The sequence below is a fragment of the Falsiroseomonas algicola genome, from assembly GCF_011040385.1.
GTDB lineage: Bacteria > Pseudomonadota > Alphaproteobacteria > Acetobacterales > Acetobacteraceae > Falsiroseomonas > Falsiroseomonas algicola.
Genome location: NZ_JAAIKB010000016.1, coordinates 38,202 through 59,344 on the forward strand (window position 1 = coordinate 38,202; position 21,143 = coordinate 59,344).

The 21,143-nt window shown below is 69.2% G+C and carries 21 protein-coding genes; 14 read left to right on the forward strand and 7 right to left on the reverse strand.

The genetic code is table 11. The features are described 5' to 3' along the window. Positions 1-8 precede the first annotated feature (8 nt). Both G3576_RS26310 and G3576_RS26315 read left to right on the forward strand, forming a co-directional pair. Entirely contained in the window at positions 9-2,171 is a 2,163-nt protein-coding gene (locus tag G3576_RS26310; RefSeq protein WP_164697470.1) for an RNA degradosome polyphosphate kinase, read from the forward strand. 32 nt (positions 2,172-2,203) lie between these two features. Then, positions 2,204-3,703 (forward strand): Ppx/GppA family phosphatase, encoded by a 1,500-nt coding sequence (locus tag G3576_RS26315; protein ID WP_164697471.1) that lies wholly within the window; start codon positions 2,204-2,206, stop codon positions 3,701-3,703. Between the two features lie 516 nt (positions 3,704-4,219). On the opposite strand, the gene G3576_RS26320 is transcribed toward G3576_RS26315, so the two are convergent. Beyond that, on the reverse strand, positions 4,220-4,390 hold the full coding sequence (locus G3576_RS26320) for a hypothetical protein (protein ID WP_164697472.1): 171 nt from the start codon (positions 4,388-4,390) through the stop codon (positions 4,220-4,222). Positions 4,391-4,678: 288 nt separating this feature from the next. Here G3576_RS26320 and G3576_RS26325 point away from each other — a divergent pair, with 288 nt between their 5' ends. The 3 genes from G3576_RS26325 (at position 4,679) to G3576_RS26335 (ending at position 6,406) form a co-directional block, all read left to right on the forward strand. Continuing rightward, positions 4,679-4,924: a hypothetical protein gene (locus G3576_RS26325; RefSeq protein WP_164697473.1), complete on the forward strand. Its 246-nt coding sequence runs from the start codon at positions 4,679-4,681 to the stop codon at positions 4,922-4,924. Positions 4,925-5,761: 837 nt separating this feature from the next. Beyond that, a complete protein-coding gene (locus tag G3576_RS26330) occupies positions 5,762-5,911 on the forward strand; it encodes a transposase (RefSeq protein ID WP_164697474.1) in 150 nt (49 codons plus the stop codon). A 225-nt stretch (positions 5,912-6,136) separates the two neighbouring features. Beyond that, complete coding sequence (locus G3576_RS26335) at positions 6,137-6,406, forward strand: hypothetical protein (protein ID WP_164697475.1); 270 nt, start codon at positions 6,137-6,139, stop codon at positions 6,404-6,406. A gap of 128 nt (positions 6,407-6,534) precedes the next feature. Here the strand turns inward: G3576_RS26335 and rnd are convergent, their stop codons facing one another. Continuing rightward, entirely contained in the window at positions 6,535-7,716 is a 1,182-nt protein-coding gene (rnd, locus tag G3576_RS26340; protein ID WP_164697476.1) for a ribonuclease D, read from the reverse strand. A 124-nt stretch (positions 7,717-7,840) separates the two neighbouring features. Between rnd and aspS the strand changes: the two genes are divergently transcribed. Both aspS and G3576_RS26350 read left to right on the forward strand, forming a co-directional pair. After that, a complete protein-coding gene (gene aspS, locus G3576_RS26345) occupies positions 7,841-9,748 on the forward strand; it encodes an aspartate--tRNA ligase (RefSeq protein WP_164697477.1) in 1,908 nt (635 codons plus the stop codon). 31 nt (positions 9,749-9,779) lie between these two features. Beyond that, complete coding sequence (locus G3576_RS26350; RefSeq protein WP_164697478.1) at positions 9,780-10,637, forward strand: EipB family protein; 858 nt, start codon at positions 9,780-9,782, stop codon at positions 10,635-10,637. Here the strand turns inward: G3576_RS26350 and G3576_RS26355 are convergent, their stop codons facing one another. The 4 genes from G3576_RS26355 to G3576_RS26370 form a co-directional block, all read right to left on the reverse strand. After that, positions 10,638-11,846 carry an acyltransferase family protein gene (locus tag G3576_RS26355; protein WP_164697479.1) on the reverse strand — a complete coding sequence of 403 codons (1,209 nt, stop codon included), beginning with the start codon at positions 11,844-11,846 and terminating at the stop codon, positions 10,638-10,640. Between the two features lie 141 nt (positions 11,847-11,987). Next, positions 11,988-12,992, reverse strand: coding sequence for an asparaginase (locus G3576_RS26360; RefSeq protein WP_164697480.1), 1,005 nt, complete (start codon positions 12,990-12,992; stop codon positions 11,988-11,990). Then, entirely contained in the window at positions 12,989-13,420 is a 432-nt protein-coding gene (locus G3576_RS26365) for a hotdog fold thioesterase (protein ID WP_164697481.1), read from the reverse strand. Before G3576_RS26365 ends, G3576_RS26360 begins: the two co-directional genes overlap by 4 nt. Positions 13,421-13,450: 30 nt before the next feature. Then, positions 13,451-14,938, reverse strand: a complete 1,488-nt coding sequence (locus G3576_RS26370; protein WP_235952467.1) for an MATE family efflux transporter — start codon at positions 14,936-14,938, stop codon at positions 13,451-13,453. 185 nt (positions 14,939-15,123) lie between these two features. Here G3576_RS26370 and G3576_RS26375 point away from each other — a divergent pair, with 185 nt between their 5' ends. From G3576_RS26375 to G3576_RS26405, 7 genes are all read left to right on the forward strand, one after another. Then, positions 15,124-16,167 carry an alpha/beta hydrolase gene (locus G3576_RS26375; protein WP_164697482.1) on the forward strand — a complete coding sequence of 348 codons (1,044 nt, stop codon included), beginning with the start codon at positions 15,124-15,126 and terminating at the stop codon, positions 16,165-16,167. A gap of 98 nt (positions 16,168-16,265) precedes the next feature. Continuing rightward, complete coding sequence (locus G3576_RS26380) at positions 16,266-16,592, forward strand: hypothetical protein (RefSeq protein WP_164697483.1); 327 nt, start codon at positions 16,266-16,268, stop codon at positions 16,590-16,592. A 147-nt stretch (positions 16,593-16,739) separates the two neighbouring features. Next, positions 16,740-18,530, forward strand: coding sequence for an IlvD/Edd family dehydratase (locus tag G3576_RS26385; protein ID WP_164697484.1), 1,791 nt, complete (start codon positions 16,740-16,742; stop codon positions 18,528-18,530). A gap of 12 nt (positions 18,531-18,542) precedes the next feature. Beyond that, a complete protein-coding gene (locus tag G3576_RS26390) occupies positions 18,543-19,292 on the forward strand; it encodes an SDR family oxidoreductase (protein WP_164697485.1) in 750 nt (249 codons plus the stop codon). Positions 19,293-19,357: 65 nt separating this feature from the next. Next, positions 19,358-20,203 carry a fumarylacetoacetate hydrolase family protein gene (locus tag G3576_RS26395; RefSeq protein WP_164697486.1) on the forward strand — a complete coding sequence of 282 codons (846 nt, stop codon included), beginning with the start codon at positions 19,358-19,360 and terminating at the stop codon, positions 20,201-20,203. A 24-nt stretch (positions 20,204-20,227) separates the two neighbouring features. After that, on the forward strand, positions 20,228-20,419 hold the full coding sequence (locus tag G3576_RS26400; protein WP_092956649.1) for a hypothetical protein: 192 nt from the start codon (positions 20,228-20,230) through the stop codon (positions 20,417-20,419). A 10-nt stretch (positions 20,420-20,429) separates the two neighbouring features. Then, positions 20,430-20,759 carry a YdhR family protein gene (locus G3576_RS26405; protein ID WP_164697487.1) on the forward strand — a complete coding sequence of 110 codons (330 nt, stop codon included), beginning with the start codon at positions 20,430-20,432 and terminating at the stop codon, positions 20,757-20,759. Here G3576_RS26405 and G3576_RS26410 read toward each other — a convergent pair. Then, the gene (locus G3576_RS26410) at positions 20,738-21,142 is read right to left on the reverse strand and encodes a VOC family protein (protein WP_235952468.1); all 405 of its coding nucleotides are present in this window, start codon (positions 21,140-21,142) and stop codon (positions 20,738-20,740) included. The two genes, G3576_RS26405 and G3576_RS26410, sit on opposite strands and share 22 nt — an antisense overlap. Position 21,143: the final 1 nt, after the last annotated feature.

Genomic DNA, 21,143 nt, shown 5'->3' on the forward strand with positions numbered 1-21,143 from the left:
CTCCGCCCATGGACACGCACGCCCCCGCCGAGCCCGCGACCCTCGCCCCCGAGAGCCCGCACCGCTTCATCAACCGCGAACTGTCCTGGCTCGCCTTCAACACCCGCGTGCTGGAGGAAGCGGCCAACCCCCGCCACCCGCTGCTGGAACGGCTCCGCTTCGTCGCCATCAGTGCCTCCAACCTCGATGAATTCTACTCCGTCCGCGTCGCCGGCCTGATCGGCCAGGACCGCGCCGGCATCTCCACCCCCTCGCCGGATGGCCTGACCCCCGCCCAGCAACTGGCCGCCATCCACGGCACGGCGCAGGGTCTCATCGCCGCCCAGCAATCCGCCTGGCATGAGCTGCGCGGCCTCCTCGCCACCGCCGGCCTCGTCGTCAGCGACCCCGAAAGCCTCTCCCCCGCCGATCGCGAATGGCTGGAGGGGTGGTTCATGGACCGCGTCTTCCCCGTCCTGACGCCCTTGGCCGTGGACCCGGCGCACCCCTTCCCCTTCATCGCCAATTTGGCGCTCTGCATGGTCCTGAAGCTGGTGAGGGAGGAGGATGGCGGCACCATGCGCGCGCTGCTGCCGCTGCCCCCCCAGGTGGACCGCTTCATCCGCCTGCCCGCGACGCCGGACCGCGCCATCCGCTTCGTGATGCTGGAGGATTTGATCGTCCTCTTCCTCCGCCGCCTCTTCCCCGGCTTCATCACCGCGGAACACGGCCTCTTCCGCCTTATCCGCGACACCGATGTGGAGTTCGAGGAGGAGGCCGAGGACCTGGTCCGCAGCTACGAGACCGCGCTGAAGCGCCGCCGCCGCGGCCGCGCCATCCTGCTCTCCGTCGATGCCCGCATGTCACCCGACATGATCGACCTCGTCGCTCGCGAACTCGACGCCGATCGCCACAACGTCTTCACCCTCGATGGCCTGCTCGGCGTCACGGACCTCAAGCAGCTGATCGTGGATGACCGCCCCGACCTGCTCTTCACCCCCTACACGCCGCGCTTCCCCGAACGGATCCTGGATTTCGGCGGAGACTGCTTCGCCGCCATCGCGGCCAAGGACATCGTCGTCCACCACCCCTACGAATCCTTCGACGTCGTCGTCCAGTTCCTTCGCCAGGCCGCGCGGGACCCCAACGTCGTCGCCATCAAGCAGACGCTCTACCGCACCACGCGCGACAGCCCCATCGCGAAGGCCCTGATCGAGGCCGCGGAATCCGGCAAATCCGTCACCGGCATCGTCGAGATCAAGGCCCGCTTCGATGAGGAGCGGAACATCGCCCTCGCCCGCGAACTCGAAGCCGCCGGCGTCCAGGTCGTCTACGGCTTCGTCGAACTCAAGACCCACGCCAAGGTCTCGCTCGTCGTCCGCCGCGAACGCGACGCACTCCGCAGCTACGCCCATTTCGGCACCGGCAACTACCACCCGATCACGGCGCGCATCTACACGGACCTGTCCTTCTTCACCGCCGACCCGGCGCTCACGCGCGACGCCGCCAAGCTCTTCAACTACATGACCGGCTACGCCCGGCCCGAGACGATGGAAGGCCTCGCCTTCGCCCCCCTCACCATCCGCCCCGCCCTCCTCGGCCTCATCGACCGGGAGATCGCCTTCGCCCGCGAAGGCAAGCCCGCCGCCATCTGGCTCAAGATGAACTCCCTGGTCGACGAGCAGCTGATCGACAGCCTCTACCGCGCCTCCCAGGCCGGGGTGAAAGTGGATTGCGTCGTCCGCGGCATCTGCTGCCTCCGCCCCGGCGTGCCCGGCCTGTCGGAGACCATCCGCGTCAAATCCATCGTCGGCCGCTTCCTCGAACACTCCCGCATCTACGTCTTCGGCAACGGCCACCGCCTGCCATCCCGCCGCGCCCGCGTCTTCATCAGCAGCGCCGACCTCATGGCCCGCAACATGGACTGGCGCGTGGAGACCATGGTCCCGATCGAGAATGCGACCGTCCACGCCCAGATCCTCGACCAGGTGATGGTGGTGAATCTTCAGGACAGCATGCAAAGCTGGCAACTCGGCCCCGACGGCACCTATCGCCGCCTGCCGCCCGGTGCCAAACCCGTCTCCGCCCACGAGTATTTCATGACCAACCCCTCCCTCTCCGGCCGCGGCAGCGCGCTTCAACAACGCCCCGCCGCCCGCCGGTCGCGCCAGGACCGCGTGGCCCAGGACTGACGCGAACCGAGACCGATCAGGACAGACCCCGCTTGGACCTCACCCCCCCGACCCATCCCCCCCGCTTCGGTGTCGTCGACCTCGGCTCCAACTCCGTCCGCCTCGTCATCTTCGAAGGCCTGACCCGCAATCCCCTGCCCATCTTCAACGAGAAGGCGGTCCTCGGCCTCGGCCGCGGCCTGCAGAACACCGGCCGCCTGAACGAGGCCGCGATCGACCCGGCGCTGACCGTCATGGCCCGCTACGCCGCCGTGGCCCGCGCCATGGGCGCCAACCCCGTCCAGGTCATCGCCACCGCCGCGGCGCGGGACGCGGAGAACGGCCCCGCCTTCATCGACGCCATCCGCACCCGCCTGCCGGACCTGCCCGTCCGCGTCCTGACCGGGGAGGAGGAAGGCCGCCTTTCCGCCGACGGCGTCTTCCTGGGCTTCCCGGAAGCCGATGGCATCCTGGGCGACCTCGGCGGCGGCTCCCTCGAACTCGTGGACCTCAAGGGCGGCCACGCCGGCCACGCCGCCTCCCTCCCCATCGGCGCCATCCGCCTGGCTGACCGCGCGGGCGGAGACCCCATCCGCGCCCGCGCCATCGTGGAAGCCGACCTCGCCCGCGTGCCGTGGCTCAAGCAGGGGGAGGGCAGGGACCTCTACCTCGTCGGCGGCGCCTGGCGCGCCCTGGCCCGCATGCACATCGCCCAGACCAGCTACCCCCTCTCCATCGTCCACCACTACGTGCTGCGACGGGAGGAAGCCCGGGACCTCGCCGGCCTAGTCGCCCAATCCCCCCGCAAGGTACTCGAGAAGATCCCCGGCGCCCCCGCGAAACGCCTCGGCGACATGCCCTTCGCCGCCATCGCACTCCGCCGCCTGCTGCGCGCCACCGGCGCCCGCCGCGTCGTCTTCTCCGCCAACGGCCTCCGCGAAGGCTGGTACGCCAGCCTCCTCCCCACCCCCATCCGGCAGGAGGAACCGCTGCTGGCCGCCGGCCGGGACCTGGCACTGCGCTGGGGCCGCGACGCCGCCCTCGCCCCCGCCCTCCTCGCCTGGACCCACCCGCTGTTCGAGGGCGAAACCCCGGACCAGTCCGACCTCCGCGAAGCCTCCTGCTGGATCGCCGACATCGGCAGCCACGACCACCCGGACTACCGCGCCGAGCAGGCCTTCTACCGCGTGCTCCGCCAGCCCGGCGTCGGCCTGGACCACCACCAGCGCGCCTTCCTGGCCATGGTCGTCGCCCTTCGCTACGAAGCCGACACCACCATGGGCTTCCTGAGCACCGCCCGCGTGCTGCTGGACCCCGCCGCCGTGAAACGCGCCGAGATCCTGGGCGCCGCCCTGCGCCTGGCCTTCACCCTGTCAGGCGGCACCCCCGTCCTGCTGCGCGGCACCTCCCTGCGGCGCCACGGCGCCGAACTGCAGCTGAGACTCGTGGAAGGCAGCGGCGTCTTCGCCGGCGAAAGCGTCCAGCGAAGGTTGGACGCGTTGGCTGCGGCGCTGGGCCTGACCGCGACGGTGGAGGTATCAGCGGCCGGGTAGGTTCCCGAGGTGGACGACACTAACTTACCCGGAGTAGCAAAGGCGCCGCGGAGGCGAGCGGCGTCGCTACCCTCCGCCGAAAGCGCAGTTTCTGCTTGCGCGACCAAGTGCCCGGAAAGAACCGATCGTTGAAGTAGCGTCGGCGGCCCCGTTGTTAAGCAACTCGCCGCTCAAGCAACCAGCGCCTCGATCATGGCGCTGATAACTAAATTAGCGCTTTCAACACCGCGCCGCGAAGACTAGCGTCCTGGATCGATTCTGAGCGAGGGCCTCAGCGATCCAACGTTTCGGCTGCCCCGATGCGATGTGCTGAAGATGTGTCCTGAACCGAACAGACGGCCGGCGTTGTGTCGGGCAGACCGTCCAGAAAGCGCTCGTGGAGGGGGTGGGAGCTGCCACCCGCTCTCCCGTCTACACAAAGCGGCGTTCAAGTGGTCAAGGATGCCACCGACGTCCCTTTGGGTTCCGACCCCGCCAGTCGATACCCGATGGATAAGTGCGATCCCAACCGACGGATCACTTCCCAGAAGACGCCAGTGCAGCGTCCAGCAGTCGTGCCATGTCGTCGAGCAAGCGGGCGGCGAGGTCGTCGCCGGTGCTGGCGGCCTGATGTCCAAGGTCATTCAGAAGAGAAATGATCTTCTGGCGGCTCTCGGTCCGATCCGAGGGAACTCGCAACGCGGGCATGTCCGTGTCTCCTATTTTAGGTGTCGGTGGCTGTGTCCCCTCCCAACGCTAATCCAGACGATCATCCTGCGGGAAGACTTGAGACGAAAATCAACCTGAGGGTGATAGCGGGTGGAGGGCGGGTGGGGCATGGAGAAGGCCCCAGACCAACCAAAAAAAGCGTTAACGACGAAAAAATAAGAACTTTTTCATGCGAATCGACCCTCGATGTTAATTATTGACGCGACGTCACGCGCTTAATCACATCGTCGATTTTATCTCATTCGAACAATAAACAGGGGAGAGCCAATGCAATCTGATACAGAAGTCAAAGATATGGTGCGCAAGTTCAGTGAACTGATCCTCGCAGAGGCAGTCCAGCACCGAGAGCCTTGCGATTACCTCTCGGGCTTGACTATCCAGATAGAGCGTACGCTCCAGCAAGCGGCTGGATATAGCGTTGATGTTGTAGCTGATATTGAATCCCGGGCCGTGGTCGCAGCTGCCTTCGGGTCTGCCTTGGCGCTGATCCGGAAGCGGCTGGGCTGCGAGTGAGAAGAGTGTTGCCCTTTTGCCGCACCATCGCGGAAACGTGATCAAAAAAAAGTTACTCAACTGAACCAGCTGGCCTGGTACTTGCCGATGCTGCCGTCGATTGCTCAATAAGTTGTTCAGTTTGTGTATTTTTCGCGCTCTGATTGCATTTTGAGGTGGATTTCGCGGTTGGCGTGTGCAATTTACGGTCCGTCATTCCAACACAACGCGGCGCCGGCCACTGGCGCGGATCTCGCTTGGCCGCGTCAGCAACACCCTGTCCTTCCCGCCGCCGTCAGTTTCGCCGCAGCCGTGGCGGGCCTCGACGTGCCGGTGGACCCGAGTCAGCCTGCGGGGGCACCCCAAGACGCACTGCACAGGCGACCGCTTGGCATCCGTTGAGACCTCGCACGTCACTACCGGAGGGGCTCCGGGCTGCCTGCTCTCTCCACGATGGCGTCTGCCCAGGTCAGGTGTCAGTGGCCTGGATCAAGGGAACCGCCCTGCTGCACGGCGTATGCCTAACCGAGTGGCAACCGATCAGCAGAGCTACCAAGCCGGAATCAGGGCTCCATCCCGATCCCTCGGTGCCAGGATGTTCGTTCGCCGACGCCGCCGAGAGGGATATCCGTCGCGGAGGCGATGCCTCGGGTGGCGTCCAAGCGCTAACCGGAGATGATTCCCTGCGGCTGCCCCGCCAACATTGCGGAACGTGAAAGTCGACCCGACCACCTGAGCGGATATCCGTGTCGCAGTACCGTCAGCCCCTTAGCTGCTGGACGCCCCGATATTTGGACATGGCAATCAAGAAAAAAAGCCTGTACTCTGGTAAAGCTGACTGCACCGGAGTGCAACACCATGCTCCCCCTCCGCCCCACCCCCTCCCACCCCTGGTCTCCCCTGACCGACGCGGAGCGGCACGTCCTCGAACCCTATCTCCTCCCGCAGAAGCCCAAGACCGGCCGTCCCCCGCGCAATCGCCGCGCCATCTGGGATGCCATCTTCTGAGTTGCCTGTTCGGACCGGCCCTGGATCGCGCTGCCGGCGGAGCTCGGGCGGCCGGACACGGCCCATAGCGCGCTGATCTATGTCGCCAGGAATGGAGTCCTGGCGCGGCTCCTGATCGCGGCGTCCCGGCATCCGCTCTCGGACCCGGCGATGGAGTGCCTGGAATATCGCATCGCCTGCGCCTTCCGTCGGGCGGCGCGGCAATTGATGCCGGAGGATCTGGTGATGGCGCGCACGCTCGGCATGGCCACGGCCCTGCCTTTCCAACCCGATGCGATCCCGCCGCCCGATACGCCGGAGGCACCGCCCACGCCCGATGGGACGCGCCTCGTCCCGCGCATCCCGCGCCGGGCGCTGCGTGGCTTGCCGCCGCCGCGCCTGCCGAAGCGCCCTTCGGCGCGTCTGCTGGCGCCGGTCCCGCTGTTGCCGATCGCGCGCGGCCCGGCGATCCGTCGCCGCTGCGGACTCGGTGCTAAACGTCCTAAAACGGCTTAATCGGCTAAAACCATAGTAGTGTTTTAGTGGCCCCTCCGCCACACACACGCGCCCCTTGAAAGGGGTCGCGAGGGGCCGCTGCCCCTCGCCGGGGTGCCCGAGGGGCAGCGCCCCTCGGCCTTAACGCTTTACCCCGCCGCGATCAGCCGGATCTTCTTCCCGTCCACGCCCAGCGCCACCTTGCCCGCCTTCAGTGCCAGCGCCGCTTCCCCGAACACGTCCCGCCGCCAGCCATGCAGGGCCGGCACCTCGGTCTCCCCGGCGGCCAGGCGTTCCAGCTCCTCGGAATTGGCCAGCAGGCGGGGGGCCACGTGATGCTCCTCGCTCTTGGCGGCCAGCAGCACCTTCAGCAGCTGGACCAAGGCGGGGGAGGGGGCGGCCCCGCTCCGCTCCCGCGGCGCTTCCGGCAGGGCGCTGTCCGGCAGCCCCTTGGCGGCGGTGATGGCGGCCAGCAGGCTCGCGCCGGACTTGCCCTTGGCGAAGCCCTCGGAGATGCCGCGCGCCCGCGCCAGATCGTTCACCGTCTCCGGCGCCGTGGCGGCGATTTCCAGCAGGGTTTCGTCCTTCACCAGGCGCTGGCGGGGGATGTTGACGCGCTGCGCCTCCTTCTCCCGCCAGGCGGCCGCGGCGCGCAAAATGCCGAGGAAGCGGCGGTTATGGGTGCGCGGCCGCAGCCTCTCCCAGGCCGTCTCTGGGTCCTGGCGATAGGTCGCGGGATTGGCGAGTTCCGCCATCTCCTCCGCCACCCAGCCATCGCGGCCTTCGCGGGCCAGCTTGCCGGTCAGGCCGGTATAGATGAGCCGCAGATGGGTCACGTCGGCCGCGGCGTAGTTGATCTGCGCCGGGGAGAGCGGGCGCGCGGCCCAGTCGCTGAAGCGGTGGGCCTTGTCGATCTGCGCATTGGCGAGCGCCCGGGCCAGCTGGTCGTAGCTCACCTGGTCGCCAAAGCCGGCGACCGTCGCCGCCACCTGCGTGTCATAGAGCGGCGTCGGCACCGCGCCGAACTTCAGCAGGAAGATCTCCACATCCTGCCGGGCGGCGTGGAACACCTTCACCACGGCCGGGTCGGCCAGCAATTCGCCGAGCGGCGCCAGGTCGAGCCCCGGCGCCAGCGCATCCACCACCGCGACCTCATGGTCGCCCGCAAGCTGGACGACGCAGAGTTCGGGCCAGTAGGTCCGCTCCCGCATGAATTCGGTGTCGACCGTCACGAAGGACTCGGCACGGAGCCGGGTGCACAGCGCGGTGAGGGTCTCGGTATCCGTGATCAGGGCCGGCGCCGCTTCGGCGCCCGGGGTGCGGCGACTCATGGAACCCGTGTAGACCCGCGCAACGGCGGGGGGAAGCCACGCCGAGGCCCCGGGGCCCTTGACATCGGGGGGCCGGTGCGGCGCTTTCGCCCCCGATTCCTCATTTGCTCGCAGGCCCATACCCATGCACGCCTACCGCACCCATACCTGCGGCGCTCTTCGCGCCTCCGATGCCGGCCAGACCGTCCGCCTCTCCGGCTGGGTGCACCGGAAGCGGGACCATGGCAGCCTGCTCTTCATCGATCTGCGGGACCATTACGGCCTGACGCAATGCGTGGTGGCCCAGGGCGCGCCCGGCTTCGCGACGCTGGACGGCGCCCGGCCGGAAAGCGTGGTGACCGTGACCGGGGAGGTCGTGCCGCGGGAGGGTTCGACCATCAACCCGAAGCTGCCGACCGGCGAGATCGAGCTGCGGGTGAGGGAGGTCTCGGTCCAGTCCGCCGCCGAGGTGCTGCCCATCCAGGTGGCCGGTGAGCAGGAATTCCCGGAGGACCTCCGCCTCCGCTACCGCTTCATCGATCTGCGGCGGGAGAGGCAGCACCGCAACCTGATGCTCCGCGCCAGCGTCATCGCCAGCATCCGCCGGCGCATGATCGAGCAGGGCTTCACCGAGTTCCAGACCCCGATCCTGACGGCGAGCAGCCCGGAAGGCGCGCGGGACTTCCTCGTCCCCGCCCGCAACCACCCCGGCAAGTTCTACGCGCTGCCGCAGGCCCCGCAGCAGTTCAAGCAGCTGGCGATGGTGGCGGGCTTCGACCGCTACTTCCAGATCGCCCCCTGCTTCCGGGACGAGGCCAGCCGCGCCGACCGCTCCCCGGGCGAGTTCTACCAGCTCGATTTCGAGATGAGCTTCGTGACGCAGGAAGACGTCTTCGCCGCGATCGAGCCCGTGCTGGCCGGCGTGTTCGAGGAATTTTCGGCGTATTCCGGCACCAAGCGGGAAGTGACGCCGGCGCCCTTCCCGCGCATCCCCTATGACCAGGCGATGCTGGAATTCGGCTCGGACAAGCCGGACCTGCGGAACCCGCTGCGCATCGCCGACGTGACCGCGCATTTCGCCGGCGGGTCCTTCGGGCTGTTTGCCAAGATCGCGGCGGGCGGCGGCGTGGTGCGTGCCATCCCGGCCCCGGGCGCGGCCAGCCAGCCGCGGCGCTTCTTCGACCAGCTCAATGAATGGGCGAGGGGCGAGGGCGCCGGCGGCCTCGGTTACATGACTTTCCCGGGGAAGGGACTTAGTGCGGCGCGAACCATTACCAGTCCAAATGTTTCGCCCGAAGTCGCAAGCGCTTTTGCGGAACGAGGCGAAGTCGCGGTGGCTGATTTTGGAGGCCCCATCGCGAAAAACTTGGACCTTCAGCGCATTCTTGCCATTGCGGACGCCCTCGGCCTGAAGGACGGCGACGCCGTCTTCTTCGCCGCCGGCAAGGCGGATGAAGCCGCCAAGCTCGCCGGCAAGGCCCGCACCCGCATCGGCACGGAGCTCGGTCTCATCGAGCAGGATTCGTATCGATTCTGCTGGGTCACCGATTTCCCGATGTATGAGCTCAACGAGGAAACCGGCCAGATCGACTTCAGCCACAACCCCTTCTCCATGCCGCAGGGGGAGCTGGAGGCGCTGAACACGATGAATCCCTTGGATATCAAGGCCTACCAATACGACATCGTCTGCAACGGCATCGAGCTGAGCTCGGGCGCCATCCGCAACCACCGCCCCGACATCATGCTCCGCGCCTTCGAGATCGCGGGCTACGGCGCCGAGGTCGTGGAACAACGCTTCGGCGGCATGCTGAACGCCTTCCGCTACGGCGCCCCCCCCCACGGCGGCTCCGCCCCCGGCATCGACCGCATCGTCATGCTCCTCGCCGATGAACCGAATATTCGTGAAGTAATTTTGTTTCCTATGAATCAGCAGGCAGAGGACCTGATGATGGGCGCCCCCGCCGCCGTGGAGCCTGCACGGCTGAAGGAGTTGTCGATCAAACTCGACATCCCGCCCGCGAAGACGGGTGCGGCCGGGCCCAAGGCGTCCTAGATTCGAAGCGCCCGCGCTTCCAGGAGCATCCATGGCCCAGCCTCGTCGCCTCACCCTTGCCGCCGCCTTCTGCCTGCTGGCGGTCCCCGCCTTCGCGCAGGGGCCCGTTACTGCCGGGCCCAGGGCGGGCGTCAGCGAGGAGGCGCTGTCGGCCGGCATCGCCCGCATGGTGGCACACCGCGCCGCCTACCGGCTGGACCTGGGTGAGGCCCGCAACTCCGGCATCGCCGCCGTCCGCGGCGCCATGGTCTTCGACGTGGCCGATGCCTGCGAGGGCTGGGCCACCCGCCAGCGCATGACCATGACGGTCACGGATCGCGACGGGCAGGAGATCGAGACCGTCTCCGACTACGCGACCTATGAGGCGAAGGACAATTCGCGCCTCCGCTTCTCCCTGACGCAGACCACCCAGGGGGCCGTCAGCTCGCGCGTCTCCGGCGAGGCTGAACTGAACCCCGATGGCTCCGGCACCATTCGCTACGCCGAACCCGCGGGGAAGGAGGAGGCTCTGCCGACCGGCACCCTGCTGCCCATGCGGCACACGGTGCTGGCCGTGGAGGCTGCGCGCGCCGGCCGCCGCCTGCTCGCCGCGCCGCTCTTCGACGGCACCTCGGATGAGGGGCCGCAGGACACCACGACGATCATCTCCGCCTGGACCGCCGCCAGCGGTTCGCCGCGCCTGCCGATGATGGCGGGCCAGGCCTCCGGGCGCATGCGCATCGCCTTCTTCGAGCGTGGCGCCGGCGCCAATGGCGCCTCCCAGCCGGAATACGAGGTCGGGCTGCGCTATTTCGAGAATGGCGTGGCGGACGAGATCATCATGGATTTCGGCGAATTCTCCGTCTCCGGCCAGGCGCTGGAGCTGAGCGCGCTGCCGGCGGGTTGCTGATCAGGCCACCCGGCTCGGCATGCCCCCCTCCGGCGCCCAATCCGGTGCCGGGGCGTGGGGTCGGGCCGCAGGCGCCGGCGCGGTAGCGGGCTGCGCCGACAGCCGCTTCTCGGCGTTGCGGGCCAGCCGGCGCGACGGCACCTCCACCAGCCAGTACATCGGCAGGGCCACCATCAGGGACAGCACCGTCCCGAGGGCGGCGAGCGCTTCCGGGCGCCATTCGTCGTGCAGCGCATGCATGGTCGCCACCAGCACCGGCACATGGACGAGGTAGAGGCTGAAGGAAATGGCGCCGAGCGCCACCAGCGCCGGCGACCGCAGCCCATCCCGCAGCCATCCCGGCTGCCGCGCCATCACGATCAGCAGCACCGAGGCCGCATAGACCGCAAGGTCCGACGCCATGCTGAACAGCGCCAGCGTCGCCAGCCCGGCGGCCACCATGCCGTGGCTTCGCAGCCGCGGCACATCCTGCCCGAAGGCGAGCGCCAACACCGCCCCGGCGCCGAGGCCGCCGCTGAAATAGAGGCTGGCCGCGACCGTGCTGTGCAACTGCGGGCCGAGCAGCACGCGATTTTCCGTCGCGCCGCCCATGATGCCGATCGCCATCAGCGCCAGCACCGCCGCTACGAACAACCCGACCCGGCCGCGGAACAGCAGCACCAGGGGCAGCAGCAGCGAAAGCCGCCACTCATGCACCAGCGACCACAGCACGACGTTGAGCCGCATGTCGTCATTGTCGGCGAGCAGCGCGATGTTGGAGACGACCTGACCCATCGTCGGCGGCTCGAGCCAGGTGAAGAGGCTGCGTTCGCGCCACTCCGCTGGCAGAGTCGGCTCCGCGAAGGCGGCGTAGAGCGCGACGGACAGCAGCACGGACACCGCGACGGGCAGCCCGAGCCGGATGGTACGCTGCGCGGCGAAGGCGCCGAGGCCCGGCGACCCGTTGCGCAGCAGCGCGCGGGTCAGCACATAGCCGGACAGCACGAAGAAGAAGAGGACGGCCGGCCTGCCCATCTCGACGATGCGCAGCGGCGTCAGCTGAGTCAGCGTGTAGCGCAGCCATCCGGCGCCGGTGATCGCAGGCGTTTCGTAGCGCGGGATGAGCTGAAGCGCGTGATGGATGAGCACCGCGAAGGCGGCCAGGCCCCGAAGGGCGTCAAGTTCCTCCAGCCGGTCCGCCGGCCGTTCAGTGCGGAGTTCTTGTTGCATCGGCGTTTCCCCAGGGTTGTTGGAGGCGGGGCAGGCCGATCAGGGTCAAGGCGGCGACATGGCGGGCTGGCATCCGTTGGGCGGCGCGGGGAAAACTCCCTGCGAGCCTCGATGGTTCCAGCCCGCACTCAACTTCCTTCTTCAACAGGCGTCGAAGATCGCCTGGATCGCATCCCGCTCCCGCGTCCGGGTCAGGGCCAGCATCAGCAGCACCCGCGCCTTCTGCGGCGTCAGGTTGTCCGCGTTCAGGAAGCCCTCCTGCTGGTAGCGCTTCGCGGGGAAGGTGCGGCCCGACATGGCGCGGGAGGAGAGCACCACGCTGCACCCCGCCGCCATGGCTTCCGCCAGCGCCGTGCGCTCCGCCGGCGTGGTGAAGCCCGGCGCGAAGGCCGCGGCCACGATCCCCTGTGCGCCGGCCTGCAGGAAGGCCTTCACCGCCACGCCATCGCCGCCGGCGACGGAATAGATCACGTCGACGCGCGGCGGCGTCGCCATCCCCGCCACGTCGAAGCGCTTCTCCGGCGCCAGCACGCGCATCGGCCGGCGCCAATAGGTGATGCGGTCGGCATCCGCGTGGCCGAGCACGCCGACATCGGGGCTGCGGAAGGTCTGCATCCGGCCGGTCGAGGTCTTGGTCACCTCCCGCGCCGCCTGGATCTCATCGTTCAGCACCACGAGGGCGCCCATGCCGCGGCTGTCGGGATGCCCCGCCACGCGCACCGCCTTCACCAGATTCATGTGCCCGTCGGTGGAGAGCCCAGTGAAGGGCCGCTGCGCCCCGGTCACCACGATCGGGATGTCGCTCGGCACCGTGAGGGACAGGAAGTAGGCCGTCTCCTCCAGCGTCGCCGTCCCGTGGGTGACGACGATGCCGTCCAGGTCCGGGTGCTCCGCCTGCAGCGCCGCAATGCGCGCCAGCAGCGCCTGCCAGTCGGACCAGCCGACGGCGGTGGAGGGGATGGCGGAGTGCAGGACGGGGATCACCTCCGCCACCTGCTGCAGCACGGGGAGGCCCGCGACCAGCTGTTCCGCATTCAGGATCGGACGGCCGGAGGAGGCGTAGTCCTGCACATCCAGCGGATCGAGCCCCTGGGAGGCGATGGTGCCCCCCGTCCCGATCACGGCGACCTTGGGCAGCCGGCTCATGCAACGTCTCCTTCGACGACGGCGGTGGTGAGGCGCGAGACGCAGGCGAGCTTGCCGTCCGCGCGCCGGATCTCGGTCTGCCAGACCTGGGTGCGGCGGCCCGTATGCAGCGGGCGGCAGATGGCGGTCACGATCTGGCCCTTCGGCACGCCGGCCAGGTGGTTGGCGTTGACCTCCAGCCCCACCGCGATCTGGCCATCCGGCAGGGTCATGATGCTGGCGATGGAGCCCAGCGTCTCCGACAGCACGACGCTGGCGCCGCCATGCAGCAGGCCGAAGGGCTGGGCGGTGCGGTGGTCCACCGGCATCTCCCCATGCACCGCATCCTCCGTGATGCGGGTGACGCGGATGCCGAGATGGGCGGAGAGGCTGCCCGCCGACCGTTCGTTGATCTGTTCCGGTGTCCAGTCACGCTTCCAGAGAGCCATGCCGCCAACCCGCGCCGTGAAGGCGCGCAGTCAGCGCGGCCAGCGATCCGTGGTCAAGGCCGTGTCCCTGTCCGACCTCGACCGCCGAACTTGCGCGCGGCGCCTTCGGCCAAACAGGGCCACTTGGGTGGTCAACCCGCCGGCGCGGGAGAGCCGCGTCCAGCGTGCCAGCATCAGCCCCGCCACGATGAAGAGCCCGGTGGCCAGGCCGATCCAGAGGCCGATGGGCCCGAGGCCGGCCGGGAAGGCCAGCGCGATCCCGACCGGCAGGCCGATCACCCAGTAGCCGAGCCCCGCCAGCAGCATCGGTACGCGCGCATCCTTCAGCCCGCGCAGCGCGCCGGCCGCCACCGCCTGCACGCCATCCGCCAACTGGAACAGCCCGGCCACCAGCAGCAACGTCGCGGCAAGTTCAGCCGTCTCCGCGGCACCGGGATTGGCGGCGTCCAGGAACAGCCAGGCGATCGGCCGCCCCGCCAGCACCAGCAGGGCCGCCGCCAGCGCCATGAACCCCGCCCCGAAGCCGATCGCGACCCAGCCCGCCCGGGCCGCCGCCACGGGCCGACCGGCGCCCGTGGCAAGCCCGACCCGCGCCGTCGCCGCCTGGCCGATGCCCATCGGCACCATGAAGGTCATGGCCGCCACCTGCACCGCGATGGCATGCGCCGCGACGGCCAGCGCGCCCATCCAGCCCATGGCGAGGGCGGCGGCGGAGAAGACCGTGATCTCCAGCGCCATGGCGCCGGCAATCGGCAGGCCGATCGCCACCACCTCCCGCAGCCGGCTGGCATCGAAGCGCCAAAGCCGGCCGAAGAGGTGGTAGCGCCGCAGCCGCCGGTCCCGCGTGATCATCGCCACGAGGCCCGCCAGCATGGCGAGGTTGCAGAGCGCGGAGGCGAGGCCCGCCCCCGCCACGCCCAGCGCCGGCAAGCCCGCCGCGCCATGGATCAGCGCGTAGTTCAGGGGCACGTTGAGCGCGATGCCGAAGCCGGAGACGACCAGCGCCGCATTCGGCCGCTGCTCGGCGGCGAGAAACCCGCGCAGCACGATGAAGCCGCAGAACAGCGGCATGCCCCACATCATGGCCCGCACATAGTCCGACGCCAGCGCGGCCAGCGCCGGCTCCTGCCCCAGCGCCAGCAGCACGGCTTCCGTGTTCCAGAGCAGGAGCCAGGTCGGGATGGTGCCGGCCGCGACAGCCCAGAAGGCGGCGCGGACGTCGCGGCGCATGCCGCGGAGATGCCCGCGGCCCCGGCCGCGCGTCTGCGCGGTCAGCGGTGCGGCCGCCAGCGCCAGGCCGAAGGTGGGCGCCAGCGCCGCGAAGTAGAGGTTGCTGCCGAGCGTCGCCGCCGCCAGTTCCAGCGTGCCGACCCGGCCCAGGAACAGCGAATCGGTCAGGCCCAGCGCGAACTGGCTGAGATTGGTCAGCACCAGCGGCCAGGCCAGCGCCAGCATGGCCCGCCATTCGGCGCGGCCCGTCCCCCGTGTCGCGGCATTCCCATCCATGCGGCGGGGCATAGCCGGTCCCGCGCGGCCTGTCGCATGACGTCGCGTGACGACGCGCGTGACGTCGCGTGACGACGCGCGTGACGACGCGCGTGACGGCGCGCGTGACGACGCGCATCACGGTGTGCGGACCGTGCTTGGGGCGGCGCCAGGGCTGCGCTTAGGATGCGGGCAACAGACCCGGAGACACGGCTCCCATGAAGCGACGCAACATCCTGGCCGCACCCGCCCTCGTGGCCGGCGCTGCCGCCCTGCCGGGCACCGCCCAGGCCCAGCCCCGCATCGTCACCGAGGAATTCATGGTGCCGGCGACCGATGGCCCCGGGGGGACAGGGGGGGAGATCTTCGTCCGCAACAAGCGGCCGGACGGGCTCGCGGCCTCCGCCAGCCGCACGATCCTCTTCGTGCATGGCGCGACCTATCCCGCGCATTCCGCCTTCGACCTGCCGCTCGGCGGCCTGTCCTGGATGGACTACATCGCGGGCCGCGGCTTCGATGTCTGGTGCATGGATTTGCGCGGCTATGGCCGCAGCACCCGCCCCGCCGCCATGTCCCAGCCGCCGGAAGCCAATCCGCCGCTGATGAAGGGGGAACAGGCGGTGGCCGACATCGCCGCGGTCTCCGCCTTCGTGCGCAGCCGCCGGTCCCTGCAGAAGCTGGTCCATATGGGCTGGTCCTGGGGCACCTCGCTCATGGGCCGCTTCGCCGCCGACAACCCCGCGCTGGTGGAGCGCCTGGTGCTCTACGCGCCGGTCTGGCTGCGGGAGAAGGCGGATGGGCCGGCGCCGACGCTCGGCGCCTATCGCAGCGTGACCCAGGCGCAGGCGCGGGAACGCTGGCTGGCCGGCGTGCCGGAGGGGAAGCGGGACGCGCTGATCCCGCCGGGCTGGTTCGAGCATTGGGCCGGCGTCACCTGGGCGAGCGATCCGGAGGGGCTGCGCCAGAACCCCTCCGTGCTGCGGGCGCCGAACGGATCGCAGTCCGATTCCTGGGAGTTCTGGCGGGCGGACCGGCCCTTCTACGACCCCGCCAAGATCACCGCGCCGACGCTGCTGGTGGTGGCGGAATGGGACCAGGACACGCCGCCTGGCCTGGCCGTCGCGCTGTTCCCGAAGCTCACCAACAGCCCGGGCAAGCGCCTGGTCCTGCTGGGGGAGGGCACGCATACCATCATGATGGAGCGCAACCGCGGCACGCTGTTCCAGGCCGTGCAGGTGTTTCTCGAAGAAGCGCCGGCCTGACGCGTCGACGCCGCAGGGTTGCCATGCGGCGGCCTTCATTCCCGCCCCAGGATCATGCGCCGCCGGATGACCGGCGCGCTGATCCTGGGAACACTGGAATGAGCCTTCTTCGCCGCGTCCTGCCTGCCGCCCTGCTCTCCATGGGGCTCGCCGGCCCCGTGCTGGCGCAGTCCACCGATCCGTCCTTCCGGCTGAACAACCGGACCCAGGGCGTGATCAACGAGGTCTATGTCTCCTCCTCCAACGAAGGCGGCTGGGGCAGCGATCGGCTCGGCGCCAATGTGCTGTCCCCCGGCCAGAGCCTGACCATCCGCCTGCCCAACGGGCAATGCGTGAACGACATCAAGGTGGTCTATGCCAATGGCCGTTCGCAGGAATGGATGCGGCAGAACACCTGCCAGCTGACCGACATCAACATCCAGTAGCGGGGATCGTGGAACGGTCGCGGCGCGCATCGTCGGGCCGCGCCGGACCTTCCCACGGCACCTCGCCGCGCCCCGCGACGTTGACACATTCGCGGCCGGGCCCCTCACTCCTCACCAAGGCGGTCGAACCGCAGGAGGGACCCGGCCATGGACGACCACGACCAGACCAAGAAGCCGTTCAAGCTGCGCAGCCAGCGCTGGTTCGACGATCCCCAGGACCCGGGGATGACCTCGCTCTACATCGAGCGTCAGCTGAATTTCGGCATGACGCGGGCGGAATTGCAGTCCGGCCGGCCGATGATCGGCATCGCGCAGACGGGGTCCGACATCAGCCCCTGCAACCGCCACCACATCGCCCTGGCGGAGCGGGTGAAGGCGGGCATCCGGGATGCGGGCGGCGTGCCGCTGGAATTCCCGGTCCACCCGATCCAGGAGACGCTGAAGCGCCCGACGGCCTCGCTGGACCGGAACCTGCAATACCTGTCGCTGGTGGAAATCCTGCACGGCTACCCGATCGACGGCGTCGTGCTGACCACGGGCTGCGACAAGACGACGCCCGCCATGCTGATGGGCGCGGCCACCATGAACATCCCGGCCGTCGCGCTGCCGGGCGGGCCGATGCTGGATGGCTGGTGGCACGGCCGCCTGGCAGGGTCCGGCACCATCGTGTGGGAGGCGCGGAAGCGCCTGGCCGCGGGCGAGATCGACTATGAGGGCTTCATCGAGATGGTGGCGGCGTCCTCCACCTCGGTCGGCCACTGCTCGACGATGGGCACGGCGCTGTCGATGAACAGCCTCGCGGAAGCGGTCGGCATGACGCTGACGGGCAGCGCCGCCATCCCGGGCCCCTACCGGCAGCGCGCGCAGATGGCCTACATGACCGGCGTGCGCGCGGTGGAGATGGTGAAGGCCAATCTCCGCCCCTCCGACATCATGACCAAGAAGGCCTTCGAGAATGCGGTGATGGTGGCCTCCGCCATCGGCGCATCCAGCAACTGCCCGATCCACATGATCGCCATCGCCCGCCACATGGGCGTGGAGCATGACCTGGCGGACTGGCAGCGCGTCGGCGCGGAGATCCCGCTGCTGGTGGATTGCCAGCCCGCCGGCCGCTTCCTGGGCGAGGCCTTCTACCGCGCCGGCGGCGTACCGGCGGTGATGAAGGAACTGCTGAACGCCGGGCTGCTGCATGGCGACGTGATGACCGCGACGGGCAAGACCGTGGCCGAGAACCTGGCCGATGTCGGCGAGCCTGACCGCGAGGTGATCCGCCCGCTGTCCCACCCGATGAAGGAGCATGCCGGCTTCATCGTGCTGACGGGCAACCTCTTCGACAGCGCGGTGATGAAAATCAGCGTCATCGACAAGGCGTTCCGCGAGCGCTTCCTGTCCGAGACGCCCGACGTCTTCGAAGGCAAGGTCGCGGTCTTCGAGGGGCCGGAGGACTACCACGCCCGCATCGAGGACCCCGACCTCGGGATCGATGAGAAGACGGTGCTGGTGGTGCGGAACTGCGGCGCCGTGGGCTATCCGGGCGCCGCGGAGGTGGTGAACATGCAGCCCCCCGCCAGCCTCATCAAGAAGGGCATCATGGCGCTGCCGACCATGGGCGATGGGCGTCAGTCCGGCACCTCCGGCAGCCCGTCCATCCTCAACGTCACGCCGGAAGCGGCCGTGGGCGGCGGGCTCGCGCTGCTGAAGCATGGCGATCCCATCCGCATCGACCTCAAGGCGCGACGCGTCGATGTGCTGATCCCGGCGGAGGAAATGGAAGCCCGCCGCGCGGCCTGGAAGGCGCCGGAGCTGCTGCACAAGACGCCGTGGGAGGAGATCTACCGCAGCATGGTCGGCCAGCTCGGCACGGGCGGCTGCCTGGAGCCTGCGACGCTCTTCCTCAACATCCTCGAGACGCGCGGCGAAAGCCGGCACAATCACTGAGGAGCGACGGGGATGGCTGGAAGGCTGGCAGGCAAGACCTGCCTGGTGACGGCGGCAGCGCAGGGGATCGGGCGCGCCACCGCCCTCGCCTATGCCGCCGAGGGTGCGACGGTGATCGCGACCGACCGCGATGCCGCGAAGCTCGCGGATCTCGTGGCGCCCGGGCTCACGACCCGGGCGCTCGACGTGCTCGATCCCGCCGCCATCACGGCGACGGTGGATGCGGTCGGGCCGGTCGACATCCTGTTCAACTGCGCGGGCTTCGTGCACCAGAACACGGTGCTGACCGCGACCGATGAGGAATGGGACTTCGCCTTCGACCTCAACGTCCGCTCCATGTGGCGGATGGTGAAGGCGGTGCTGCCGGGGATGCTGGAGCGCAAGCGCGGCACCATCGTCAACATGTCCTCGGCCTGCTCCTCCATCAAAGGGGCGCCGAACCGCTTCCTCTACGGCACCACCAAGGCCGCGGTGATCGGCCTGACCAAGTCCATCGCGACGGAGTACGTGACGCAGGGAATCCGCTGCAACGCGATCTGCCCCGGCACGGTGGATACGCCGAGCCTCGGCGACCGCATCGCCGCCAATGCCGCGGCGGCCGGCGGGCTCGATGCCGCCCGCGCGGCCTTCGTGGCCCGCCAGGCCATGGGCAGGCTGGCGACGGCGGAGGAGATGGCGGCGCTCGCCACCTACCTCGCGAGCGATGAGAGCGCCTTCGTGACCGGCCAGGCCATCGTCATCGATGGTGGCTGGACTTTGTGAACCTTCGCGCGAGTTGTCGGTAGCCTCTTCGCGCCCCCGCAATCTTTCTCTATAGGCGTCCCCCCATGAAGCTCCTCCGCTATGGCCCCCCCGGCCAGGAAAAGCCCGGCCTGCTCGATGCCTCGGGCACCATCCGCGACCTCTCCGGCGTGGTGCCGGACCTCGCGGGCGTGGCGCTCTCGCCCGCCGGGCTGGCGCAGATCGCGGCCCTCGACCCCGCCAGCCTGCCGGCGGTCTCCGGCAATCCGCGCCTCGGCCCGCCGGTCTCGGGCATGAAGAACTTCGTCTGCATCGGGCTGAACTACGCCGACCATGCGGCGGAAACGGGCGCGGCCATCCCGAAGGAGCCGATCGTCTTCCTCAAGTCGCTCGGCGCGCTCTGCGGCCCGAATGACGACGTGATGATCCCGAAGAACTCGGTGAAGACCGACTGGGAGGTCGAGCTCGCCATCATCATCGGCACCACCGCCAAGTGCGTGTCGGAGGATGAGGCGATGAACCACGTCGCCGGCTACGCCGTCTGCAACGACGTCTCCGAGCGCGAATGGCAGATCGAGCGCGGCGGGTCCTGGGACAAGGGCAAGGGCTGCGACACCTTCGGCCCGCTCGGCCCCTGGCTGGTCACGAAGGACGAGGTGGCCGATCCGCAGGATCTGGCGATGACGCTGGATGTGGACGGCGTGCGGATGCAGGACGGCTCGACGCGGACCATGATCTTCGGCGTCCGTCACCTCGTGCACTACGTCTCCCACTTCATCACGCTGCATCCCGGCGACGTCATCTCCACCGGCACGCCGCCCGGCGTCGGCCTCGGCAAGAAGCCGCCGATGTTCCTGAAGGCGGGCCAGACCATGACGCTGTCCATCCAGGGCCTGGGCGAGCAGACGCAGCGCACCGTCGCCTACGAGTGATTCATCAAGAGAGGAATTGAGAGCATGGCCGACAGCAGCGAGAACGGGCGTTACCAGGTCGTCGCCTGCCCGGTGGGCACGGGGATGTTCGTGGTCCTGGTGGACAGCGTGAATGGCCGTTCCTGGAAGCTGAGCTTCGAGGCGAACAACGTCTCCGGCTGGCGGCCGCTGAAGTTCCTCGACCTCAACGCGCCGGCGGCCCCGCCGGCGCCCTGAGGCCACGGCCATGGCTGACGGTCCCGTCGTCATCTTCGTGGACTTCGCGAACCACGACTTCAGCGCCGAACGGACGGAGGCGCTGAAGCCGATGGCGGAGGAGATCGGCCGCGCGCCCGGCTTCCTCTGGAAGATCTGGACGGAGGACCGGCAGGCGGGCCGCGCCGGTGGCGTCTACCTCTTCTCCAGCCGCGCGCTGGCGGAGACCTATGTCGAGGCGCATCGCCTGCGCCTCGCGAAGCGCGGCGTGCATGAGATGGTCGCGGAATACCGCAGCATCAACGCGACGCTCAGCGCCATCAACCACGCGCCGGTCGGTCAGCTGCCCTCCGGCCAGTAGCTCCCGAAGGCCCAGACATGGCCTTCGGGATCGCGCACCGAGAAGTCGCGCGACCCGTAATCCGTCGTCTCCAGCGGCCGGACGATGACGGCGCCCGCCGCCACGGCGCGGTCATGCGCCGCATCGGCATCCCCGCAGCGCACATAGATGGACCCGCTGACGCCACCCAGCGCGGCTGGATCGCGCCCGAACCCATCCGCGCGGACGGAGCCCAGCATGACGAGCCCCGTGCCGCCGAGATGCAGCTCGGCATGGGCGATGCCGCCCGCGCCATCCGGCACCACCAGGCCGCGCCGGAAGCCGAAGGCGCGTTCCAGCCAGTCGAGCGCCGCGGGTGCATCACGGTAGCGGAGGCAGGGGCAGAGCGTGCCGTCGGGGACCATA